Source organism: Chryseobacterium sp. AG844 (assembly GCF_003182335.1).
Lineage (GTDB): Bacteria > Bacteroidota > Bacteroidia > Flavobacteriales > Weeksellaceae > Chryseobacterium > Chryseobacterium cupriresistens.
In genome coordinates this window covers 1-21,985 of record NZ_QGTV01000029.1, presented here as the reverse complement: position 1 = coordinate 21,985, position 21,985 = coordinate 1, and the positions used below count along the sequence as shown (strand labels likewise).

Here is a 21,985-nt window from a genome sequence, read left to right as displayed (position 1 = left end):
TAATGGTTCAATATATACTGAACATTCTTTGATAGGTTTAAACAGTTTTTATTAAAATCATTTAAGATTAAAAAAGAAAGAAATTTTATCGAAGATAAAATCCTTGCGCCTTAAACACTCCTCAATAACAAAACTTGCGCCTTTGCGATTTCCAACAATACAACACAACAAAACAAAATTTGACATGAAAAAGAAACTAACCCCGGAACAAACCAACGAGCTTTTAAAAACACTAAAAACCCGTTTCGAAAAGAATATGAACCGTCATAAAGACCTGAAATGGGAAAAAATCCAGCAAAAACTGGAAGCCCATCCCGAAAAAATCCGCTCTTTATATGAAATGGAAACCACAGATGGCGAACCCGACGTGGTAGATTATAATAAAAAAACAAACGAATACTCTTTCGTTGACTGCTCTCCCGAAAGCCCAAAACGCCGAAGCTTATGTTATGATTATCAAGCCTGGGATGCCAGAAAAGCCAATAAACCGGAAAGCAATGTCATCGATACCGCTTCTGAAATGGGAATTGAACTTTTGACAGAAGAACAATACCGTCATCTTCAGGAATTGGGAAAATTTGACCAAAAGACTTCAAGCTGGATCAAAACACCACCACAGATCCGTGAACTTGGAGGTGCTGTTTTCTGCGACAGACGATACAATACCGTATTTACGTATCACAATGGTGCAGATTCTTATTATGCCGCAAGAGGTTTCAGAGGAATATTAAAAGTATAAGGAGAATAATCAACTGGGATCTCTCAGCCAGGGAGATTCCACACTCCAGAATATAATTTTTACACCCAGATAGTTTTCAGCATATTCTGTAAATTCTTCTTTGGTGAAAGGCTTTTTAGTTTTCGGATTTGTATACGTCAAAGTCGGCTCCTGAACGGCCATTGCTACCAGAGAAAGTTTTCCTTTGTACTGATTAAAAAAAGGATAGGAATTTTTCATTTGGGCTTTCTTATCCGGAACAATATCAGGTCCGCCCAGTCCTATATTATTTTGGTAAGCAAAATCGAAAAGTCTGGACATATACTGGTGATCATTTTCCCATTCGCACGGAAAGAAATTAACATACTGCAAAACATAGGATTCACGGAAAGCATTTCTCGCAAATTTAAGATTTTCCAATTCGGCCTGAAAATAACGGTCGCAGCTGAAACCTGTCTTATCTTTCTTCATATCAATATCGATCGATGTTTCCGGAAGATTAATTCCCTGGATTTTTCCGTCAAATTTCTTTGCGAGTTCTCCTATCAGCTTCTGAAATCTCATCCGGACAGCTGGATTCCATTGCTGGGCAACCCAGCCGTTTCCAACAGGTTTATTCTCTCCCGGATTATCATATTGAGGAACCAATCCCCCGTTATATTCTTTATCTTTCAATATATAATCAGGAACATATCGCGCCTGTGGCTCAAAAAATCTGTCCTGAAGCTGAATAAACAGTTTTTTGTTAAGGTTCGTCAGATAATTCAGATCTTTCTCAATAACCGAAAAATCATAGACATCTTTTGATGTTTCCAAAGCCTTCCAGTTGTAGACAATCTGTACACCGCCGATATCTTTACGGGTAATCATTTTTTCAATTCCCTGCAGATCTCCCGAGGAAGTGTAAATATAATTCTTAGGAGCCTGTCCCCCGACAAAACATATACCTAAAATAAATAATCCCAAGCTCAGCACTTTAGTAATCTTTTTCATTACAATCAATTTAAAAAAGTAAATCATTTTCCGTGCCTAAAAACAATTCATGCCATAAGTATTGGTAATTTCAATGTATTTTTTTAATTAATATTTTTCCTTAAAATCCATTTTATGAAATATTAATTTTAACCAAAAAATCATTATCTCTTCATATCCTATTTTTAATATACAAATACTATTATTATTTTAGCAGAATAGAAATTTGATTTTTAACAATGAAGGATATGAAAAAATTAATCTTATTGGGCGCTGTATCAGCTTTTTTAATCAACTGTAATAAGAAAACTGAAGCTCCGGCTCCCAAAGTGGAAGCAGATACCATTGCTGTGGAAGAACCGGTAATTGATACCCTTGGGCCAAAATCGTTCTGTTATATCGGGGTTACAGGAAAAGACAGTGTTTTTGCTTCTATTGATGACAATTTAGGAACAATCACCGGAAAATTATCCTATAAAAACAGTGAAAAAGACAGCTCAAAAGGAGATGTAACAGGTTTCAAATCGGGAGACACCCTGAAACTAACCTATGAATTCAGCTCTGAAGGGAAAAAGAGCAAAAGAGATATTTATTTCCTGCAGAAAGATAATATTTTAACGGAGGGTATTGGTGATCATAAGGAAGAGGACGGACAAACCAAATATGCTGACGAGAAAAAAATCAGTTATAAAGACGGACAGAAGCTAACGCCTGCAGACTGTAAAGTAGTCAATGAAGCTTTGAAAAAATAATTCATTATAAAATAAAAAAAGGCTGTCTCAAAAGTGTCATTCTGAACACAGACTGAAAGTCTGCGAACGAAGTTCATAAATTAGTGAAGAATCTCATGTAGTTGTTTGTCATAGAGATTCTTCCTTCGTCAGAATGACAAAAATCCACTATTGGACTTTTGAGACAGCCTTTTCATTCTATCTTAATTCTGTTCAATCATTTCAATAAAACGGTTCACAGCTTCATCTCCTGTACTCCACGAAGTAATAAGACGAATGGCTGAAAAATTTTCATCTACTTTCTTCCAGACATAGAATTCAAATTTTTCAGATAATATCTCTATAAGCTGGTTACTGAGAATAGGAAAAATTTGGTTGGTATAAGTATCTGAAAGAAATGCAGTTCCTTTTTTTTGCAAAGCTTTCTTAATCTTCATGGCCTGCTGATTCGCATGTTGTGCCAGCTCAAAATACAGGTTATCTTTCATCAGCTCTGAAAACTGGATTCCCAACAATCTTCCTTTTGCCAGTAATGCTCCTTTCTGTTTGATATTAAAAGCAAAATCTTCCTGTAGCAAAGGATTATTGATTACAATTGCCTCACCTATTAATGCTCCGTTTTTCGTTCCTCCAAGATAAAAAATATCGGTAAGAGCAGCTACTTTTTCCAGGGTAAGATCACTGATTTCTGCAGTCAGTCCATGACCAAGCCTTGCCCCATCCATAAACAGGTATAATTTATTTTCCTTACAAAATACAGAAAGCTCTTCCAGTTCTTTTGCCTGATAGATTGTTCCCAGCTCTGTAGAATTGGAAATATAAACCAGTTTAGGCACCACCTGATGCGGTACATTACTGTGTCCCTCTAAAATTGGAATAATATCTGATGGTTTTATTTTTCCGTCTGCCGTTTCGATACTCAGTACTTTATGACCTGTGGCTTCGATAGCTCCGGTCTCGTTATTCAGGATATGGCCTGAAGAGGCAGAAATAACACATTGATAAGGTTTTAAAACAGCAGAAATAACAATTAAGTTAGCCTGTGTTCCTCCGGAAACAAAATAAATATCCGAATGCTGATTATTGATTTTTTCCTTAATCAAAGCTTTGGCCTTCAGTGAAAATTCATCTTCGCCATAGCCGGCCTGCTGAACAAGGTTATGCTGTAAAAGTGCCTGTAAGATATTAGGGTGACAACCCTCAGAATAGTCGTTTTTGAATGAAAATTTCATAGAGTAAAAGTAAAAAAAGTTAAAATAACAAGAGCGAACTTTTCATTTTATTTTGTTAGATTTGTAATGAAAATCATCTAACATTTTGAGAACAACCCTAACAGAAGAGAATTACCTGAAAGCTTTGTTTCATTTAGTTGACAATGAAGGAAAGGTTACGATTAATGAACTCAGCAAATTTTTGAATGTAAAAATGCCGAGCGTCAATAACATGATGAAGAAATTTGCCGAGAAAAAATGGGTGGTCTATGAGACCTACAAACCCTTGATCGTTACAGAAAGCGGAAGACGTGAAGCTGCGCTGGTGGTTCGTAAACACAGGCTTACCGAAATGTTTCTGGTTAAAAAGATGAATTTCGGATGGGAAAACGTTCATGAGATTGCAGAACAGCTTGAGCATGTACATTCTCAAATCTTTTTTGATAAAATGGATGAAATTCTGGATCATCCTAAATTCGATCCTCATGGAGAACCTATTCCTGATAAAGATGGTAATATTATCGCCCAGGATTTACAAAAATTAAGCATTTGTGAGCCAGGAGAAACGGTAACTTTTGCTTCTGTTACCCTTTCCGACGATGCTTTCCTTACCTATCTGAATGACAGGAAATTACTGCTCAACACCAAGGTGAAAATTGTAAAAATAGAAAGTTTTGATAAATCAATGACGATAGAAATTGAGGGAAAGACAGAAATTTTAAGCAAAAAAGCCGCTGAGAAAATACTCGTAAAGAAATAAATCATTACAACTGAAAAAATAAACCTAACAGGTTTTTAAAACCTGTTAGGTTGGATATTCATACCAATCTTTATTTACCCTATTCCTTAAACTGTTAAAAAACGGTTAAACTCTATTTCTATAAATCCCGGAGATTTATTTTTAGTTAGGTTTGCAAAACAATCTGCAGACTTTGTCATTTCTGACAAGTACAAACATTAATTATTACTCAAAAAAAATTATGAAAAAAAGCATTCCGTTTTTTATTATTTCGATGCTGTTAAGTCCATTGGCAAGCGCTCAGAATACTCAGGTAAGAGATTTTGTCATTGAGCCTCAGATTCAGCCCAATTTTTATATTTACAAAACTTTCGGAGTATTCGGAGGGAAAGAATACTCTACCAATGCCGTTTATCTGGTGACCAAAAAAGGAGTTGTTTTATTTGATGTTCCATGGCAGAAAACCCAATATCAAAGTTTGATGGATACCATTCAGAAAAGACATAGTCTTCCACTTATTGCGGTATTTGCCACTCATTCGCATGAAGACAGAGCCGGAGATTTAAGCTTTTATAATAAGAAAGGGATCAAAACCTACGCTACAGCGAAAACCAATGAGCTTTTGAAGAAAGATGGAAAAGCAACTTCTACTGAACTGATTAAAACAGGAAAACCTTACCGCATTGGTGGAGAAGAGTTTATAGTAGATTTTCTTGGGGAAGGGCATACTGCTGATAATGTAGTGGTATGGTTCCCGAAATATAAAATCCTGGACGGAGGTTGTCTTGTAAAAAGCAAAGCAGCCGTTGATCTTGGGTACACGGGAGAAGCTAATGTTGCAGAATGGCCGAAAACCATGACAAAACTTAAAAACAAATATTCACAGGCAACTTTGATTATCCCCGGACATGATGAATGGAAAGGAGGGGGACACGTAGAACATACACTCGATCTTCTTAATAAAAAATAAATTAGAAGCGCCCTGGCGCATGCCAGGGCGCTTCAATTTTTAAACCATCATATTAATAATTACTATTTTCTAAAAGTTGTGATACTTTTTCAATTTCTTGCATCGTATTGAAATAATGAGGAGATAACCGGATCGCATGGTCTACATTTTTAAACGTAAAATCAATTAATGCATCCTGTCTGCGGTTTTCCTTGAAAAACACATTATGATCACTCAAAGCTTTATGAATCTTTTCAACCTTTCCATCTGCCTGGCAGAAAGTTACAATACTGCTTAATCTGTTTCCTTTATCCAGAACTCTGAAACCATTATTCTGCAAATTAATTCTTAAAGTATCGGTCAACTTCCGGTTGTGATTCTCAATTTGATCCATTCCTATCGCATTGGCATAGCGTAAAGCCTCTGTAAATCCAGCTAAAGCAGCATAAGGTCTTTCAAAAAGTTCAAATCTTTTAGCAGTGTCATGGAGTTGAAAATCATCAAATGATGTCCATTGAGCCCCAAAACTATCTAAAAACAGAGGATACATTTTCTGGTTTAATACTTTATCTGAAACATATAAAAATCCAGTTCCTCTGGGCCCTCGCATGAACTTTCTTCCGGTTGCCGTCAGAAAATCACAATGGATTTTTTCTACATCCACCACAATCTGGCCTACTGACTGACAGGCATCCACAAGATATAGAACATCATATTGTTTGCATAACTTCCCCACTCCTTCCACATTCTGAATTAACCCGGAATTGGTAGGAATATGAGTAACCGCAATTAATTTCGGATTATTTTTTTTAATTAATCTTTCAAAGTCTTCCAGATCTAATTCATGATCAGGAAGATTGGCAACCCTTACAATTTCAATATGACATCTTTTCTGCAGAGAAATAAAAGCAATCTGATTGGATATATAATCATCATTGGTGGTAATGATACAGTCACCTTCTTTAAAATCAATACTGGATAAAGCTTTTGCATATCCATCTGTAGAACTGCTTACAAATGCTATGTTGGAAGGTTTTGCATTAATCAGTTTTGCAGTTTCATCATAAAACCGGTTGATGAGACCTGTGTTTTTAGTTGCAGCTGTATAGCCTCCAAACTCCTGCTCTTCATATAAAAACTTAATGGTAGTGTCCACAACAGATTTAGGCATCAATGATGCGCCTGCACTGTTTAAAAAAATCTTATCCGAACATCCCGGAGTCTCCTGTCTTATAACCTCTAAATTCATTTTATCAATCCTTACAACAAATTTACTTTTAATTTTTCCTAAATACGACCATAAAAAATCCCGAATTTTCATCCGGGACTCTATTTTTAATTAATGATTTTAATCTAAAACACTCCAACCTCTTTTTGGATTCGTATTCGTGGATACTTCCTGCTCATTAACGATAATATTTTCTTTTCTCTGACCGATATAATCAAGCTCGCTCAGTTTAGAGAAAATAATTTCAAGGCTTCTCAACATCTGTTGAATATAAAGCAATGGTTCACCACAATTATGGTGGTCATAATTCGTTTCTGCTACAATAGAAAGCTGATTTAATAAGGTATGAGGAGCAATTTCACTCCACTCTAAGCTGTAGTTCAGCATTTCCTCCAGTTCTGCCGGAACAAGAAGCTGGGTTGAATTGTATAAATGAAGCGCCAGTCTTGCAAAAGATTCAATTAAAAATACAGGTGGCTGCCATGGTGTAATATTTCTGAACTGGAAATACATATCACCAAAAGTATTGATCATGGTAGTACACAAAAACTTAACGTTTTGTGCTAAAGCTGTATTCTGATTTTTGTGAGAAGCTTTCTGGATAATTTTAAAAGCATACTGCTGAAGGTTTCCAATAGATTTTGCATAACTGCTGTAATAATCTATCAAAGCCGGATGACTCTGCACAGAAGTACAAGGCGGAATAAAGTTGGAATCCACCTGGGCAATATTTCCTTTTAAATCTACCTTACCGATAATAAGATAATTTCCTCCTGAGTAGCTGCTGTTCAAGGATGTTACAGGAAGCAGTTCAATATGATGATTCGGCTGTGCACTTGGGTGGCGCGGTGGAATTTCTTCAGGATCAATATCGCCGAAAGGTACTTTATCAAAAGGATTTACAGAGATCAGAATATAATATTCCCCGTCTGCCTGCTCTTCATTCATTGATTTTGCCAAAGACTTCACACTGATTCTTCTGTCTGTCAGTTCAATACGGTATCCAGCCATGGTAACGGCGCTGCAACGCTTGATTACCAGTTGCACATCATTGGTTGCCGTGTTGTGAACGTCAAAAATGGTACGGTCTGTAAATTCATTGGAAATAGGCAGAAGCCCGTAGTTATATGTAGTAATTCCAAGGGAATTGGAATCTCTGATGGTATCGATTAAGAAATTATCCTGATCATTAAGGTGTCTCTGGGAAACTTTCATCCCATCCACCCAATTGATGGCAAAATGTTTAATAGGCTGTATCATGTTTAATACTTTTTAATTTTTTGTGTTATGATTTTCTTGTGACTCCCTCCTCTTCATGCTGAATAACTCTCTTACAAATCACCACTTCATTTTCAGAAATGTTGTTTGTCGTAATGTCGTGATCGAAATCTATATATTTTCTAAAACTGAAAAACGATTTTTTGGTGTAAAAGATCCAGTAATAAGGCTCATTTCCTTCGTCTGAAAGATGAATAATGGAACCCGGATTTTTATGATTGTAATCATCTACTACCCTGTAGAACCAGTCTCCGAAAGTAACTCCGGTAGGAAGTGTTTTGGCTTTAATTCTGAAACGGTTGGTATCTTCCAATTTTTTGCTCAGTTCAACATTCAGGACCATTAATCTGTCAAAATCGGCACCTTCAAAATCAGGCAGTTTCTGCTCCGGAGAATATCTCCACGTTTTATAAATATCAAAAGGAATGCTGATAAACTGGATATAGCAGTAATAAAAAACCATCGGAACCACAAAGATCACCATACTTGTTGCTGCCATTACAGCATATCCTGTACCTTTACTCATCAGGTTAAAGAGCAGTGTGAAAAGATATCCGCCCAAAGCGATACACGTCAGTGAAAGGATAGATTCAAACAGAATACTCATTGCCAGAGAATCGATGTGCTTTTTGAAATATTTATGCAGCAGATTCACATGGATAATCCCAAAAATAAGATAGATCACCTGTGCAATAAGATACCAGTACGGATTAAAAAGGTTTCCCGCAAACCCAAAAACACCCGGAATAGCCAGACATAAGCTGCAGAGCAGAACGTATATAATAATTACTTTAATTTTTATCGCAGGTTTATTTCTCCTGATTACACCCAGTATAACCATCATAATAATAGCGATTAAAGGCATTAAGATATACCTTAGAAAAATACCTTTTACTGAAGAAATTTCCATTTGTTTCTTTTCGAATTTATACTTTGTTGGTAGTTGTAAATATAATAAAATAATTTAGAGGAATGTAGAGTATCCAAGGCGGCTGGCATTTCTTTCATCGTCCTCAAGACTGAATGAATATTCCTTCTTTTCGGTGACAAAATTCTCCTCTACGTCCACTGTTACAGGAAGAAAATAATCATACAGAGCCTGAAGCACATTTCTGAACGGACTTCCCGGAATATATTTCTTCATATCCCCGTAAGGAATAGGACCAATATTCACCACCCAGTTTCGCTGCCCGTCCATATGAGGTCCGCTTGGAATATAGGTGACGCCCAATCTTGAATTTCCCAGTAACATGGAATCATCATTTTTCTCAATTCCGTCAATAATATTAGGTGAAAAACTTACTTTTACCGGTACCTGCAGAAAAGCAGTCATACATCTTTCAAACCATCTTTTGTCTCCTCTGATCTGATGGAAAAACGGTAAAATATGCATGAAAATATAAGCACTCTGCTTGTCAAGCATTTTTATAAGAGGCCAAAGCTCACTCACTGTTTCCAGCAAAGAATCTGTATTGCTTGTAATATCAAATTCTGATTCTTTAAGTAAAGCACTTATTTCTGTAAAAAATACTTCCAGCTCAAAAGGCCGGAAAAACTTACGGGCATCATCTTCTACCCTTTTCTGCTTCCGGATTTCTCTTACTACAGTATCTACATTTTTTCTGGAAGCTCCGAGAGACGGCGGATGGAATAATCCTTCCGGAAGATAGTCATAAATGCCTTCCCTGTAAGTCTCTATAGTAAAAACTTCCTCATCAAATCCTAAATAACTGCTTGAAATACTTTTAATATCTTTCAGGTAAGCACGGTCGTTTACGCCCACACGCTCAATGAAGATATTACTTACCGCACGATGGTATTTCAAGAGGTTTACAGCCACAGCTTCAGCCTTAAAGTCTGTCTGCAGCTTATTGTAATGCATATCTACAATATTATTCTCATACATAGTGTTTCCTCTGATTATGACTTGTAAAGATAATATATCTCATAAGTTTGAAAAAATATTTTTACAACAATTTTATCCTAAAAATAATAATTTATTGACATTAATAGGAATAATTTTCTACAAATTCCGTGAAAATACGGTAAACAGCCTATTTATTTGCTTTTTTAAATTTAAAATTAACTATTCAGAATCAATCGATTAAAGGGTTTTCATTTATCATTTAAGTTCAAGGTTTAAAATTTAAAGTGTAAGGTTGTGATTCAGATTCTAAACTATAATCCGTATTGTTCTCTTCTGTTACCTTTATTACCGGAAAAACCCAAGCGTCAAACCTACTGTAATTGCTTCTTTTATTTAAATTAAATTTTATTAACATCATCATATGGAATAAATTCAGGATAAAGCATGCTCATTCCGAAAGCGGGCCGTATCTTTGCAGACTGAAAATTGTTATTTAAAATGAAAAGTATTTATTCTAAAATTCTGATTTTAGCATTCATGGCCTCTTCACTTTATTCTTATGCGTGGGGATTAACGGGACACAGAGTGATTGCAGACATTGCACAAAACCACCTTTCCCGCAAAGCAAGAAGAGAGATTAAAAAGATCATGGGGAAAGAGCGCCTGGCTTACTGGGCAAACTGGCCGGATTTTATCAAATCTGATACAACAGGCGCATGGAAGCAGGCTTCATCATGGCATTATGTAAACATTGATCCAATGACTGATTTTAAAGCTTTTGAACAAAACTTAAAAGCACAGGCAGGGCCAAGCCTTTATACTCAGGTAAATACCCTTTCCAGCCAGATCAAAGATAAAAACACTTCTGAAAAAGACAGAAAAATTGCTTTGATCTTCCTTATTCACATTATGGGAGATCTTGCTCAGCCTCTACACGTAGGAAGAGCTGAAGATTTAGGTGGAAACAAAATCAATGTTACCTATTTCGGAGAAAAAACCAATTTACACTCTGTTTGGGATGGAAAATTAGTAGATTCTCAAAAATACAGCTACACCGAATATTCTAAGCTTTTAGATATCAAATCTAAAGAAGAAGTAGCACAGATTCAGTCCGGAACACTGGAAGACTGGCTGTACGATTCTCACAAAATCGCCAATAAGATCTATGCACAGACTCCAAATGATTCTAAATTAGCTTACGATTACCAGTACAAGTTTAATGAAACGATGGAAAGACAGCTTCTATACGGAGGATTGAGACTGGCAAAAGTATTAAACGAACTTTTCTAGTTACGAGTTGCGAGTTGCGGGTTCATTAACCATAATAGCCTGCAATAGCAATCTTAGATATAAAGACGGGACTTCGGTTTCGTTTTTTTTTGTTTAAAGTTTAGGATTTAGGATTTAGGATTTAGGATTTAGGATTTAGGATTTAGGGAAATTATGAAATTTGTAAATGAATTTACCTCTTTTAGAATTTATATTTATTTTTAAAATTATAAACAAAAACACACAACAATTTAGTTATCAGTTATTTAATCCATTATTAAAAAATCATTAATACATTTTATAGTATACTTTGCACAAAAATATTAAATCCTGTGTAACCTTTTTACCTTTTCATACGTATATATTATAGTAACTCTTTTTTGAGGAAAAAATAAATGAGACAATTAAAAATCACTAAGCAGGTTACCAACAGGGAAACTGCTTCATTAGACAAGTATTTGCAGGAAATTGGTAAAGTGGAACTGATTACTGCGGACGAGGAAGTAGAATTGGCACAAAGAATACGTGCCGGCGACAGAGCCGCACTTGAGAAATTAATCAAAGCCAACCTTCGTTTCGTAGTATCTGTATCTAAGCAATACCAAAATCAGGGTCTTTCTTTACCCGATTTGATCAATGAAGGTAACTTAGGATTAATGAAAGCGGCAAAAAGGTACGATGAAACTAGAGGTTTCAAATTTATCTCTTATGCAGTATGGTGGATCCGTCAATCAATTTTACAGGCATTGGCTGAACAGTCAAGAATTGTAAGATTACCATTGAACAAGATTGGATCTATCAACAAAATCAATAAAGCATACGCTCACCTTGAACAGGAAAATGAAAGACCACCTTCTCCGGAAGAATTGGCTGAAGTTCTTGACATGAGCGAGGAAGATATCAAAGAATCTATGAAAAACTCCGGAAGACACCTGTCTATGGATGCGCCTTTGGTAGAAGGTGAAGATTCTAATCTTTATGATGTATTACGTTCAGGAGAATCTCCAAGTCCTGATAAAGATCTGATGCTTGAATCTTTACAAATTGAGATTGAAAGAGCATTGAATACTTTGACGCCAAGAGAGGCTGATTTAGTAAGATTGTACTTCGGACTGAACGGAAAACACCCAATGACTTTAGAGGAAATTGGTGAAACTTTCGATCTTACAAGAGAGAGAGTTCGTCAGATCAAAGAAAAAGCAATTAAGAGACTAAAACACAATACCAGAAGCAAGATCCTTAAATCTTACCTGGGTAAATAATTTTAGCGTAAAAATTTTATAGGCGGAGTCTGTTTTCAGGCTCCGTTTTTTTATGGATGTAACATTTTTCAAAGTTTATTCAACTAATTAAAATCATATCCTTTAATCCACTTGCGTTAGCATTGAAATGATTAACTTTAATAGCTTTGGATATGATGCTGATTTTCAACCAAAACAAAACATACTATGAAAAAAATACTTTTCGCTTCTGCTGTGGTTCTTTCTTTACTTTCATGCAGTGAAAACAAACCGCAGCACGCTCCTGTGGTAGAAAATGCAGTTGACAATGCTGAATCTTCCGTTTCAGGCGCTATTAAAAAAAATACCAGGTACTCCTCACGTGAAGGAAATCTTGTTCAGGAAATCTATCTGGAGCTTATAAAAAATGATAAAGCTTTACAGGATCTTGACACAAGGATAGACAATATTCAAAAGGAAGCTGAAACCTCCATTTCGGAATATGATGATATTATCGGTAAATCGGAAACATATTATAATGATGCAACGGCACTATCAAATTCGGTAACCGATTCTGTTACAAAGAAGCAAATTGAAAAAGAGATAAAAGCAAGCGCTGAAAAATATAATGTAAAAACACAGACTATCCGAGACCTCATCGCCAAAATAAAAGCAAACAGGACCACACTTCATGATCAATACCTTGTATTCAAAATCAGAAAAACACTTCCTGAAATTGAAAAATATCAAAAGGCCCATCCTCTGAAAACAGACAGTCTCAATCAATTTATCAATAAGCAGAATAAACTGCTGGAAGAGCTGAAAAATCTGAAATAAAATCATAACACCTTATGAAATATACGACCCAATGGCTTACCGATAAAAGCCGCGTGAAAGAACTTGTAGACTTTTTTATTACGCATAAAACAGATGCTTATATTTCTCATGGCGAAATGATGTCCGGCAGAGCCATAGACTCACACCACTGGAATCCTGATCTTGAACTGATCCTGACAGAACAGCTGATCACCGATTTTAATTCCGATGGCAGTTCCAAACTGAATATTCTGGTTGCAGAAAATGAAAATGGAGAAATAGTCGGCATGATGGTTTTCAACGTCATCAACAGTCCATTTAAAAAATATGCCATTCTGGAGGACATGCTTCTGGATCAATCTGTGAGAGGGCAATCCCTTGGAAGCAAACTGCTGGAGAAAGCTATTCAAGAATCTAAAAGCTGGAATATCAGTTTTATCTTATTAGAAAGTGGAGTCAACAACCATGGCGCTCACAACTTTTTCAGTAAGTACGGTTTCAAAAAAGTGTCGGAGAGTTATATTTTAAGTGTATAAATTAAAATCCAGGTCCTAACTTATGAACACCATTTCAATTATCGGAGCCGGAATCGGAGGACTTACCCTCGGAAATGTACTGAAACAGCATCAGTATGATTTCACGATCTATGAATCTGCGCCGGAAATAAAACCGGTAGGAGCAGGAATTATGATGGCCGTCAATGCAATGCAGATATTCGATAAATTAGGTTTAAAGGAAAAAATAGAAAAAGCAGGTAATAAAATTCACAGAATTGTTATTACTGATGAATCTTTAAAGACTATTTCCAAAACGGAGATTAACAAACTGGAAGCCCTGTACAATTCCTGTAATGTTGCGATTCACCGGGCTGAACTTCAGAAAATTCTGGCAGAAAATTTAAACCCAAATTCTATACAACTCAACCATCCAGTACAAAAAATAAAGAAAGAAGAAAACTATATTCTGAATTTTGAAAATGGAACCGAGATCGAAAGTCAGATTGTTTTTGGTGCTGATGGCATAAAGTCTTCTGTCAGAAATCAGATCATGAAAACCGGAATAATAAGGGATTCAGGGCAGAAATGCTGGCGTGGCCTGGTAGATTTTGACCTTCCTGAAAAACATCATCAGGAAGCTTTTGAAATATGGGGAAAAGGAAAACGTTTTGGTTTTGTGAAAATCTCGGATAAAAAGGTGTACTGGTATGCCTGTATCAATGAGAAAAGCTTTGGTAGATATTGGCAGATTGAAGACATTTTCTATGATTTTGATCCCTTGGTGTTAAAAATCATTGGAGCCACCAGGCATGAGAACATCATCTGTAACCCAATTTCCGACCTCGCTCCTATTCCTCAGTGGTATTCTGAAAACCTCTGTCTGATTGGTGATGCAGCCCATGCCACAACACCCAATATGGGACAAGGTGCCTGCCAGGCCATTGAAGATGCTTATATCATCGGAAAATTGCTAGAGAAAAATCAGAATTTCAATGCAGTTTTTGAAGCGTTTCAAAGTATCAGAAGAAAAAAAGTAGATTATATCGTCAGTACAAGCCGTACCATCGGAAAGGTTTCTCAATGGGAAAAAGGAAATTCACTCCGGAATTTTCTGTTGGGTTTAATTCCGGAAAGTATAAATCAGAAAATGGCAAAAAGAATTATAGAACTGGAAATGTAAGCCATTATTGTAAGAATCAATAAAAATTAAAAATCATCAACAATTTATTAATAACAACTAAAACTTAAAAACATGAAAAAAATCTTTTATGTATTGCTCCTGCTCATAGGAGTACATACAGCACGAGCACAGGAAGTCCCGGTACTGGACAGAGCTTTATTCTTTGGTAACCCGGAAATTGCCGGAGGACAGCTGAGTCCCGATGGGAAATGGATTTCCTTTACAAAAGAATATGAAGGGATTATGAATATCTGGGTAAAAAAAATTGATGAGCCTTTTGAAAAAGCACGTCCTTTAACAAATAGCAAACGCCCGTTGAATGGATATTTCTGGACAGAAGACGGAAAATATATTCTGTATGTAAAAGATAATAACGGGGATGAAAACATGAATATTTTTGCAGTAGATCCTATGGCAAAAGTAACAAAAGGAGTTCCGGAATCAAGGAATATTACACCGCTTAAAGACGTAACTGCAAGTATCTACATGGCAAGCAGAAAAGATCCCGATTTGCTGATGATTGGATTGAATAACCGCGATAAAGCATGGCATGATCTGTATTCGGTGAAAATTTCTACAGGAGAACTGAAAAAGATTTACGAAAATAGAGACCGTATCACCAGCTATGAATTTGACTGGGATGAAAAATTAAGGGTTCTTTCCAAAACGGATGATAAAGGAACGACACAGTTTTTTTATAAAGAAGGTGATAAACTGACTCCTATTTACGAAACCCTGGTAACGGAAAGTGCTTATATCTCCAACTGGAACGAGGATAACTCCAAGTTTTACCTGGTAACCAATAAAGGAGATCTGGATAAATCTGCACTATTCCTGATGGATCCGAAAACAAAACAGATTACAAAAATAGAAAGTGATCCTAAAGATAAAGTAGATTTTGGAGGACTGTTCCTGGACAGAAATACAAGAAAAATGATCTACACTTCTTATACAGGAGATAAAACAGAATATTACTGGAAAGATAAAGCCTGGGAAACTAACTACAAATTCCTGCAAAGTAAATTCCCTGGAAGAGAGGTTGGTTTTGCAAGTTCTACCAATGATTATTCTAAGTTTTTGGTTTCCGTAGGAGGAGATAAATATGCTTCAGAAGCCTATTTCTTTGATGCCAAGACCAAACATCTGATATTCCAGTATACCCCAAGAACAGAACTGAAAAAAGTTGAAAAATACCTTGCAGCCATGACTCCTATCAGCTACAAAAGCAGTGACGGACTTGAAATTCCGGCTTACCTGACTTTACCTGTAGGTTCTTCTGGAAAGAATGTTCCTGTTGTGGTTTTAGTACACGGAGGCCCGAAAGGTCCAAGAGATTATTGGGGATATAACTCAACGGTACAGTTTTTAGCCAACAGAGGATATGCCGTGCTTCAGCCTAACTTCAGAGCAAGTGGCGGATATGGTAAAAAGTTCCAGAATGGCGGAGATCTTCAGTGGGGAAAACTGATGCAGGATGACATTACCTGGGGCGTAAAATATCTGATCGATCAGGGAATTGCAGATAAAAACAAAGTGGTGATCATGGGAGGAAGCTATGGAGGCTATGCAACGCTGGCCGGGCTGGCTTTCACTCCGGATGTATATGCTGCGGGAGTAGATATCGTAGGACCAAGTAATCTATTTACCTTGCTGGATTCTGTTCCTGCTTACTGGGAATCTGCCCGTGCATTCCTTTATGGGATGGTAGGTGATCCAAAAACGGAGGAAGGAAAAAAGCGTATGCATGATGCAAGCCCACTATTCAGTGTAGATAAAATCAATAAACCATTATTGATTGTTCAGGGAGCTAATGATCCAAGAGTAAAGCAGGCTGAGGCAGATCAGATTGTCATTGCTCTTCGTGATAAAGGTAAAAAGGTAAACTACATTCTTGCTGATGATGAAGGCCACGGATTCCGTAAACCTGTAAACAGCATGGCGATGTATGCTGAAACCGAAAAATTCCTTGCTGAAGTAATCGGAGGAAGATATCAGAAAGAAATGCCTGAAAATGTGGCAAAACGTCTGAAGGAAATGACGGTTGATATTTCAAAAGTTACTTATACGCCAGCAAAGACTGAAAAAACCGTGGGAGCTTCTAAATAAAAGCATCCTATATATTACATAAAGCCATCTCGTGAAAATGAGGTGGCTTTTGTTTTTTACTTAAACTCATAACATTTGTAATTGGCCTGCTTACGTTGACTGTAGCTACCCCCTTTCATTAAAATTCAATTCCTCTTTTCCTTTTTTAATATGCTTTTCAAGATAATAACTTAAAGGCTGTATATAGGAATAGAACGGATAATGCGTAGAATTGCTGTGACAGTCATAACAAGATTGCCTCAAAACAAACTGTACATTATCAGGAACTTTATAAACCTTTGAAATATCTGTTGAAGGAACCTGCCCGTAATCAATATTACGGGCAGGCTGAATGATCTGAATAAGTAAAAAAATGAGAACAAACCCTAAAAATATGCTTTTAATGTGCCGGTTCATTTCTTTTTACATTTAAAATACTTTTTTTACAGAGCCACAGTTAATCATTTTCTGTCCCTCATATGGATTGACAATCTCCTCCGACTCGCTGATCCAGGTTCCACCTTTTCCATTATTGTACATTGGACAGAAATCCTGGTATAATTTTAAACCGCCTGTTCCCTGTTCTTTTATTAAATCGGTGATATCATTACTCAGGGAAAGCAAATGTTCTCTCTGATGAGCTATATCATCAGGTTTTTCGCCTATATGTTCTGCGTTCTCTGCTGCACTTTCTATAATATCACGCAACTCAGAATTGTTTTTTGCATCAGTTGTACTGATGTCTATTTTCTTTAAGATGGAAAACAGGTTTTTAGCCGCATCGGAAGCTTTTTTAGAATCATCCTGAGCCAGGGCATTTTTTAGAGGAAGGTAACCTTTGATAACTTGCTGAATCGGAAAAGGTGAAAGCTCCTCTGCTTCTTTTTTATTTTCCGGGTTTTCTTTTACCACCTGATTTGAAGTTTCGCCAGCCTCAGTTCTTTCTATTGTTTTAATTTCCGGTTCAGCGGCTTTGTTTTCAGGTATTTTATGATCGGGTTTATTACAAGAATATAATGTAGCTCCCACAAACAATACGGTTATTATATTTTTCATTGTTTCTTAAATAATAGGGTTAAAAAATTAATATGTTAAAGTGACACCTGCGCCCCAGCCCAGTTCGTTATCATAATTTCCTGAAAGAGACAGCCATTTCTGAACGATATATCTCACCCCGGTTGAAAACTCGCCGTCTGAATTGACAGAGAAATTTCCTCTCAGCCTTCTTGAAAGTGGGATATCTTCGCGGCTCAATTCCAGCAGTACTTTTCCGTGCTGATCTACACTAGCATCAGCAGTGATCAGCATTGGCAGCACATACTGCATACCCACCATGAATGTAAACTTATTTTTGGAGGCTTTCTGCTGTCCGAACCAGGTCTTTTTACCATGAAAATCCGTTCCCATATCTTCTGCCATCTGTCTTTCCATGATCTCATGATTCTTTTGAACTCTGATTCCGGCATAAGGAAGCGCCCACTGGAATTTACCTAAAAAACGTCCCACTTTCGCACTTCCTTCGAAATGATCAAAGTTCCAGTTGGAATGAAACTCATTCAGGTTAGCCCATCTAGGCCCGAACATCGTCATCGTTTCTGCATGGATCTTATTACTTGCAACATCCAGCATCGCCATAGAACTGGTCATTTTATTATCCTGTATAAAATTTTTCCAGGCTAATTTCCTGTTGGGAAGCTGCGGATTGGGCTTTGAGTTTTCATAACTGAAGATTCTTCCCATTCCTGCCATCATATGGTATAAAATGTGACAGTGAAAAAACCAGTCTCCATCCTGATTCGCAGCAAATTCTATCGTTACGGTTTCCATTGGCATAATATCCACAACATTTTTCAATGGAGAATATTCTCCTTTTGAATTGATCAATCTGAAATCATGACCGTGAAGGTGCATCGGGTGACGCATCATAGAATTATTATACATCTTGATTCTCAGAACCTCTCCTTTTTTGATCAGAATTTTATCTGTTTCTGTAACCGTTTTGTTATCCAGTGTCCACAGATAATGGTTCATATTCCCTTCCAGTGTAAATTTCATTTCACGAATACTGTCTGTGGGAAGAATGGTTTTCTCAGGAGATTTCAAAATATTGTAAGACATTCTTTTGATTGTTTTCTCTTCCTTCATATCCATTCCGGCATGTTGAGAATGATCCTCTTTCTGATCTTCCTTCGTCTTCACGCCCATCATTTCATTGATGTGCTTCGCTGTAGTCTTTCTCTGGCTTTCGGATAATTCAGGGTACATCACTTCGTTCATATCCATCATCTGATTTCCCATCGTCATATTCATCGGTTTCATATTTCCGCTCATCTCCATCATGCCGTTCATCATTTTCATGCCTTCAAAAAGCATCAGCCTTGGAAGATTGGGAGCTTCAACCTTTTCTCCTGCACCCAGCCAAAGAGAAGCGTGTCCTATTCTGTCTTCAGAAGTCGCTCTGAATTCAAAGCTTTTGTTTTCAGGAATGGTCACTTCAATATCATAAGTTTCGGAAACTCCGACAATTAAACGATCAACTTCTATCGGTACCACATCATTTCCGTCATTTCCCACTACTTTTATCTTTCCTCCACCATAGTTCAGCCAGAAATAGGTAGATGAACCTCCATTGGCAACTCTCAGTCTTACTTTATCACCAGCTTTTACATTAGAATAATCTGAACTTGGTGCGCCATTGATTAAGAATTTATCGTAATAAACATCACTTACATCCATGGCTTCCATTCTTTTCCATTCATTCAGGGCTTTTGTCCCTAAATTCCCGGATTTGATGGCTTCCCAGTAACTCTGTACGGCATTTTTCTTTACCGCATACCAGTCTGTATTGGCCATATGAAGCCTTCTGGCAATCTGCATCGGATCATCATCACTCCAATCTCCGAGTAATACCGGAATTTCAGCATTGTATGTTGTTTTCGGCTCACCTTCTCTTTTTTTGAAAACCAGAATACCGTTCATCCCAATCTGTTCCTGAAGGGCTTCGTGCGAATGATACCAATAGGTTCCGTTCTGAGAAATTCTGAATTTGTATAAATGAGTTTCCCCGGGTTTTACAGGTTTTGTGGTAAGGTATGGAACACCGTCATGTTCATTGGGAAGAATCACGCCGTGCCAATGCAACCCTGTATTTTCTTTAAGCATATTGTGCAGGTAGATCTCAGCGGTATCTCCTTCTGTAAAATATAAGGTCGGAGCCTGAAGCTTCCCGTTGATCGCAATCGCTCTTCTGTTTTTTCCTGTAAAATTGACAATCGTATCTTTTACATAGAGATCATAACGAACCGTTTTTCCTCCAAAAGTAATCTTTCCATTTTCTGAATTACGTTTTAAAACAGATTTTTCTTCTTTAGGATTTTCAGCCTGTGTATGGGAATGATCTTCTTTTTCTACCAGTTCCATCCCGCATTTAGGACATTTTCCCGGTTTGTCCGAAACTATTTCAGGATGCATCGGGCAGGTATACGTAGTTTGAGCCTGTTTCTGAGCTTTAGATTCCGATTGATTTAAATCCTGAGTTTTAGCCGGCAATACAGTCTTTGTCTCACGTTTACCATCATTAACCTTTTTAGCCTCCGCTTTTTTCTCAACCTTTTTCTTATTTATTTTTGTTTCTGCAGGTTTTGCTTTAGTTTCTGTTTTAGGGGTAGGTTTTACTTCCGGTTTTGCTGCTACTTTGGGTTTTATAACCACTGTTTTTTTCACGAGAGTCATTCCGCATTTCGGGCAGTCTCCAGGTTTTGATGACACCACCTCCGGGTGCATCGGACAGGTATAATACGTTTTTGTAGTTTGTGCGAAAGTAAAAACAGAGAATAAAAGCATCAGAAACATTATAAACTTTTTCATAATATTTCGAACTTTTTAGAAGTTGCATGGATTAAAGTTAATTCTAATTTAAGCCATACAACTCATTGTTTTTAATAACAATACAGCAATTAATTAATTTCTGACTTTACACTTCCGCAAGAAAGCATAGACTTCCCATAGTATGGGTTAGCGATCTGTTTTTCATCGCTTAGCCAGCTTCCGTCTGCCATTGGGCAATATTGAACGTAGACTGGTTTTTCAGAAAGTTTGAACTCTTTGGTCAAAGCAATCATATTGTCGGAAAGATTGAAAAAAGTTTCTCTTTGTGCGGCTACGGTTCTTGCTTCAGAAATGGCAGAAGCATCTTTTCTGAGAATATTAAGATTTCCTTCAGAAACAACTTTATAGTCGATGGCTGAAGCTGTTTTAATGAATTCTGTTGCTGCTTTTGAAGTTGTGTCAGCATCATCTGAAGCTAAAGCTGATTTAATAGCGATATAGTTCTGATACAGCTTAGTAACCTGAGCATCCTTTTTAGATTGTGCTGATAATGAAATGATTGAAAATAAAGTTAAGGCTGCTGTGATGATATATTTTTTCATTGTTTTAAATTTTAGAATTAATTTTTTAATAAAGAATAAAGGGTAACACATCGGTAGTGCGTCAGAACATGTCGTCTGTAACGGTATATGATTCATTATACCGGAAACGACTGACGGATTCTAAATTCTAAAATTACAATGATTAATGTAGATAGGGACCGGCCGGTATTCAGGCGGCCCATTAATCTGGATCGGAGTAAATTTCGTAGCTGAAAAAGACTTGTCAACAACTGGAAACTGATGTTTCACCGGAATTTCTGAAACTGCACTTAAGAAATCCACATTCAGATAATCTGATTTCTGTGAATCGTCTACTTTTACGATTTTGATCTCCGTTTTGCAGCATCCCTTTTTATCTTTAACGCCGCATTTTCCACAGATGTCATCTACTTTCTGGCTTACGGAAACAAATTCTTTCATGCAATAATGAATGCTAAATGCCGCTCCGGAAGAGAATCCGAAGTAGAAAATAGAAAACAATATGGCAAGAATCTTTTTCATTGGTAGGACAAAGTTAAAAATATCTGTGATACCGTTGTTATAAAATTTGGTAATGTTGTTATAAAATTCGGGTAAATAAAAAAGCTTCCAAAAAAATTTGAAAGCTTTTATTTTACATATTTTCTGACAGATTAAGATAAAATCAACCTCAACCTTTAGTTTTTACAGTTTGAATTCCAGTTTTACATTAAAGAAACGGCCTGTAAGACGTACCGGAACAGGATACATATAATTGCTGTTATAATCTGTGATCCATTGGTTCGCTACCGTGTTATTGATATTGAATGCGTTAAA

The 21,985-nt window shown here is 36.7% G+C and carries 21 protein-coding genes; 10 read left to right on the top strand and 11 right to left on the bottom strand.

All coding sequences use genetic code 11. The features are described from left to right. The first annotated feature begins 184 nt into the window (after positions 1 to 184). The gene (locus DEU40_RS20500) at positions 185 to 739 is read left to right on the top strand and encodes a DUF4256 domain-containing protein (protein WP_110011566.1); all 555 of its coding nucleotides are present in this window, start codon (positions 185 to 187) and stop codon (positions 737 to 739) included. Positions 740 to 748: 9 nt separating this feature from the next. On the opposite strand, the gene DEU40_RS20495 is transcribed toward DEU40_RS20500, so the two are convergent. After that, positions 749 to 1,711 carry a hypothetical protein gene (locus DEU40_RS20495; protein WP_110011599.1) on the bottom strand — a complete coding sequence of 321 codons (963 nt, stop codon included), beginning with the start codon at positions 1,709 to 1,711 and terminating at the stop codon, positions 749 to 751. 227 nt (positions 1,712 to 1,938) lie between these two features. Here DEU40_RS20495 and DEU40_RS20490 point away from each other — a divergent pair, with 227 nt between their 5' ends. Then, the gene (locus DEU40_RS20490) at positions 1,939 to 2,442 is read left to right on the top strand and encodes a hypothetical protein (protein WP_110011598.1); all 504 of its coding nucleotides are present in this window, start codon (positions 1,939 to 1,941) and stop codon (positions 2,440 to 2,442) included. A gap of 182 nt (positions 2,443 to 2,624) precedes the next feature. Here the strand turns inward: DEU40_RS20490 and DEU40_RS20485 are convergent, their stop codons facing one another. Next, on the bottom strand, positions 2,625 to 3,653 hold the full coding sequence (locus tag DEU40_RS20485) for a threonine aldolase family protein (RefSeq protein ID WP_110011565.1): 1,029 nt from the start codon (positions 3,651 to 3,653) through the stop codon (positions 2,625 to 2,627). A gap of 85 nt (positions 3,654 to 3,738) precedes the next feature. Between DEU40_RS20485 and DEU40_RS20480 the strand changes: the two genes are divergently transcribed. Both DEU40_RS20480 and blaIND read left to right on the top strand, forming a co-directional pair. Beyond that, positions 3,739 to 4,392 (top strand): metal-dependent transcriptional regulator, encoded by a 654-nt coding sequence (locus DEU40_RS20480; protein WP_110011564.1) that lies wholly within the window; start codon positions 3,739 to 3,741, stop codon positions 4,390 to 4,392. Between the two features lie 220 nt (positions 4,393 to 4,612). Beyond that, positions 4,613 to 5,341: an IND family subclass B1 metallo-beta-lactamase gene (gene blaIND, locus DEU40_RS20475; protein ID WP_110011597.1), complete on the top strand. Its 729-nt coding sequence runs from the start codon at positions 4,613 to 4,615 to the stop codon at positions 5,339 to 5,341. Between the two features lie 52 nt (positions 5,342 to 5,393). On the opposite strand, the gene DEU40_RS20470 is transcribed toward blaIND, so the two are convergent. The 4 genes from DEU40_RS20470 to DEU40_RS20455 form a co-directional block, all read right to left on the bottom strand. Further along, the gene (locus tag DEU40_RS20470; RefSeq protein ID WP_228406584.1) at positions 5,394 to 6,569 is read right to left on the bottom strand and encodes an aminotransferase class V-fold PLP-dependent enzyme; all 1,176 of its coding nucleotides are present in this window, start codon (positions 6,567 to 6,569) and stop codon (positions 5,394 to 5,396) included. A gap of 99 nt (positions 6,570 to 6,668) precedes the next feature. After that, a complete protein-coding gene (locus DEU40_RS20465; RefSeq protein ID WP_110011563.1) occupies positions 6,669 to 7,808 on the bottom strand; it encodes a hypothetical protein in 1,140 nt (379 codons plus the stop codon). Between the two features lie 25 nt (positions 7,809 to 7,833). Further along, the gene (locus tag DEU40_RS20460; protein ID WP_110011562.1) at positions 7,834 to 8,736 is read right to left on the bottom strand and encodes a TssN family type VI secretion system protein; all 903 of its coding nucleotides are present in this window, start codon (positions 8,734 to 8,736) and stop codon (positions 7,834 to 7,836) included. A gap of 54 nt (positions 8,737 to 8,790) precedes the next feature. Beyond that, the gene (locus DEU40_RS20455) at positions 8,791 to 9,708 is read right to left on the bottom strand and encodes a type VI secretion system baseplate subunit TssG (RefSeq protein WP_228406583.1); all 918 of its coding nucleotides are present in this window, start codon (positions 9,706 to 9,708) and stop codon (positions 8,791 to 8,793) included. Between the two features lie 483 nt (positions 9,709 to 10,191). Between DEU40_RS20455 and DEU40_RS20450 the strand changes: the two genes are divergently transcribed. From DEU40_RS20450 to DEU40_RS20425, 6 genes are all read left to right on the top strand, one after another. Beyond that, positions 10,192 to 10,983 carry a S1/P1 nuclease gene (locus DEU40_RS20450; RefSeq protein ID WP_110011560.1) on the top strand — a complete coding sequence of 264 codons (792 nt, stop codon included), beginning with the start codon at positions 10,192 to 10,194 and terminating at the stop codon, positions 10,981 to 10,983. A gap of 374 nt (positions 10,984 to 11,357) precedes the next feature. Continuing rightward, complete coding sequence (locus DEU40_RS20445) at positions 11,358 to 12,224, top strand: RNA polymerase sigma factor RpoD/SigA (protein ID WP_002979276.1); 867 nt, start codon at positions 11,358 to 11,360, stop codon at positions 12,222 to 12,224. A gap of 186 nt (positions 12,225 to 12,410) precedes the next feature. Continuing rightward, complete coding sequence (locus DEU40_RS20440; protein ID WP_110011559.1) at positions 12,411 to 13,019, top strand: hypothetical protein; 609 nt, start codon at positions 12,411 to 12,413, stop codon at positions 13,017 to 13,019. Positions 13,020 to 13,033: 14 nt separating this feature from the next. Next, positions 13,034 to 13,534 carry a GNAT family N-acetyltransferase gene (locus DEU40_RS20435; RefSeq protein ID WP_110011558.1) on the top strand — a complete coding sequence of 167 codons (501 nt, stop codon included), beginning with the start codon at positions 13,034 to 13,036 and terminating at the stop codon, positions 13,532 to 13,534. A gap of 22 nt (positions 13,535 to 13,556) precedes the next feature. Then, the gene (locus DEU40_RS20430; protein WP_110011557.1) at positions 13,557 to 14,675 is read left to right on the top strand and encodes an FAD-dependent monooxygenase; all 1,119 of its coding nucleotides are present in this window, start codon (positions 13,557 to 13,559) and stop codon (positions 14,673 to 14,675) included. Between the two features lie 72 nt (positions 14,676 to 14,747). Continuing rightward, positions 14,748 to 16,781, top strand: coding sequence for a S9 family peptidase (locus tag DEU40_RS20425; RefSeq protein ID WP_110011556.1), 2,034 nt, complete (start codon positions 14,748 to 14,750; stop codon positions 16,779 to 16,781). 105 nt (positions 16,782 to 16,886) lie between these two features. On the opposite strand, the gene DEU40_RS20420 is transcribed toward DEU40_RS20425, so the two are convergent. The 5 genes from DEU40_RS20420 to DEU40_RS20400 all read right to left on the bottom strand — a co-directional run bounded on the left by DEU40_RS20420 (position 16,887) and on the right by DEU40_RS20400 (position 21,691). Next, entirely contained in the window at positions 16,887 to 17,177 is a 291-nt protein-coding gene (locus DEU40_RS20420; RefSeq protein WP_228406582.1) for a heme-binding domain-containing protein, read from the bottom strand. 12 nt (positions 17,178 to 17,189) lie between these two features. Continuing rightward, entirely contained in the window at positions 17,190 to 17,816 is a 627-nt protein-coding gene (locus DEU40_RS20415) for a DUF3347 domain-containing protein (RefSeq protein WP_110011555.1), read from the bottom strand. A gap of 27 nt (positions 17,817 to 17,843) precedes the next feature. Further along, the gene (locus tag DEU40_RS20410; RefSeq protein WP_110011554.1) at positions 17,844 to 20,612 is read right to left on the bottom strand and encodes a multicopper oxidase domain-containing protein; all 2,769 of its coding nucleotides are present in this window, start codon (positions 20,610 to 20,612) and stop codon (positions 17,844 to 17,846) included. Positions 20,613 to 20,716: 104 nt separating this feature from the next. Further along, entirely contained in the window at positions 20,717 to 21,190 is a 474-nt protein-coding gene (locus DEU40_RS20405; protein WP_110011553.1) for a DUF3347 domain-containing protein, read from the bottom strand. Between the two features lie 120 nt (positions 21,191 to 21,310). Then, on the bottom strand, positions 21,311 to 21,691 hold the full coding sequence (locus DEU40_RS20400; RefSeq protein ID WP_228406580.1) for an HYC_CC_PP family protein: 381 nt from the start codon (positions 21,689 to 21,691) through the stop codon (positions 21,311 to 21,313). Positions 21,692 to 21,985: the final 294 nt, after the last annotated feature.

Bases quoted from the DNA above. Each gene is read 5' to 3' on its own strand.
- DEU40_RS20500 (WP_110011566.1), top strand. From the start codon at position 185: ATGAAAAAGAAACTAACCCCGGAACAAACCAACGAGCTTTTAAAAACA.
- DEU40_RS20495 (WP_110011599.1), bottom strand. From the start codon at position 1,711: ATGAAAAAGATTACTAAAGTGCTGAGCTTGGGATTATTTATTTTAGGT.
- DEU40_RS20490 (WP_110011598.1), top strand. From the start codon at position 1,939: ATGAAAAAATTAATCTTATTGGGCGCTGTATCAGCTTTTTTAATCAAC.
- DEU40_RS20485 (WP_110011565.1), bottom strand. From the start codon at position 3,653: ATGAAATTTTCATTCAAAAACGACTATTCTGAGGGTTGTCACCCTAAT.
- blaIND (WP_110011597.1), top strand. From the start codon at position 4,613: ATGAAAAAAAGCATTCCGTTTTTTATTATTTCGATGCTGTTAAGTCCA.
- DEU40_RS20470 (WP_228406584.1), bottom strand. From the start codon at position 6,569: ATGAATTTAGAGGTTATAAGACAGGAGACTCCGGGATGTTCGGATAAG.
- DEU40_RS20465 (WP_110011563.1), bottom strand. From the start codon at position 7,808: ATGATACAGCCTATTAAACATTTTGCCATCAATTGGGTGGATGGGATG.
- DEU40_RS20460 (WP_110011562.1), bottom strand. From the start codon at position 8,736: ATGGAAATTTCTTCAGTAAAAGGTATTTTTCTAAGGTATATCTTAATG.
- DEU40_RS20455 (WP_228406583.1), bottom strand. From the start codon at position 9,708: ATGCATTACAATAAGCTGCAGACAGACTTTAAGGCTGAAGCTGTGGCT.
- DEU40_RS20450 (WP_110011560.1), top strand. From the start codon at position 10,192: ATGAAAAGTATTTATTCTAAAATTCTGATTTTAGCATTCATGGCCTCT.
- DEU40_RS20445 (WP_002979276.1), top strand. From the start codon at position 11,358: ATGAGACAATTAAAAATCACTAAGCAGGTTACCAACAGGGAAACTGCT.
- DEU40_RS20440 (WP_110011559.1), top strand. From the start codon at position 12,411: ATGAAAAAAATACTTTTCGCTTCTGCTGTGGTTCTTTCTTTACTTTCA.
- DEU40_RS20435 (WP_110011558.1), top strand. From the start codon at position 13,034: ATGAAATATACGACCCAATGGCTTACCGATAAAAGCCGCGTGAAAGAA.
- DEU40_RS20430 (WP_110011557.1), top strand. From the start codon at position 13,557: ATGAACACCATTTCAATTATCGGAGCCGGAATCGGAGGACTTACCCTC.
- DEU40_RS20425 (WP_110011556.1), top strand. From the start codon at position 14,748: ATGAAAAAAATCTTTTATGTATTGCTCCTGCTCATAGGAGTACATACA.
- DEU40_RS20420 (WP_228406582.1), bottom strand. From the start codon at position 17,177: ATGAACCGGCACATTAAAAGCATATTTTTAGGGTTTGTTCTCATTTTT.
- DEU40_RS20415 (WP_110011555.1), bottom strand. From the start codon at position 17,816: ATGAAAAATATAATAACCGTATTGTTTGTGGGAGCTACATTATATTCT.
- DEU40_RS20410 (WP_110011554.1), bottom strand. From the start codon at position 20,612: ATGTTTCTGATGCTTTTATTCTCTGTTTTTACTTTCGCACAAACTACA.
- DEU40_RS20405 (WP_110011553.1), bottom strand. From the start codon at position 21,190: ATGAAAAAATATATCATCACAGCAGCCTTAACTTTATTTTCAATCATT.
- DEU40_RS20400 (WP_228406580.1), bottom strand. From the start codon at position 21,691: ATGAAAAAGATTCTTGCCATATTGTTTTCTATTTTCTACTTCGGATTC.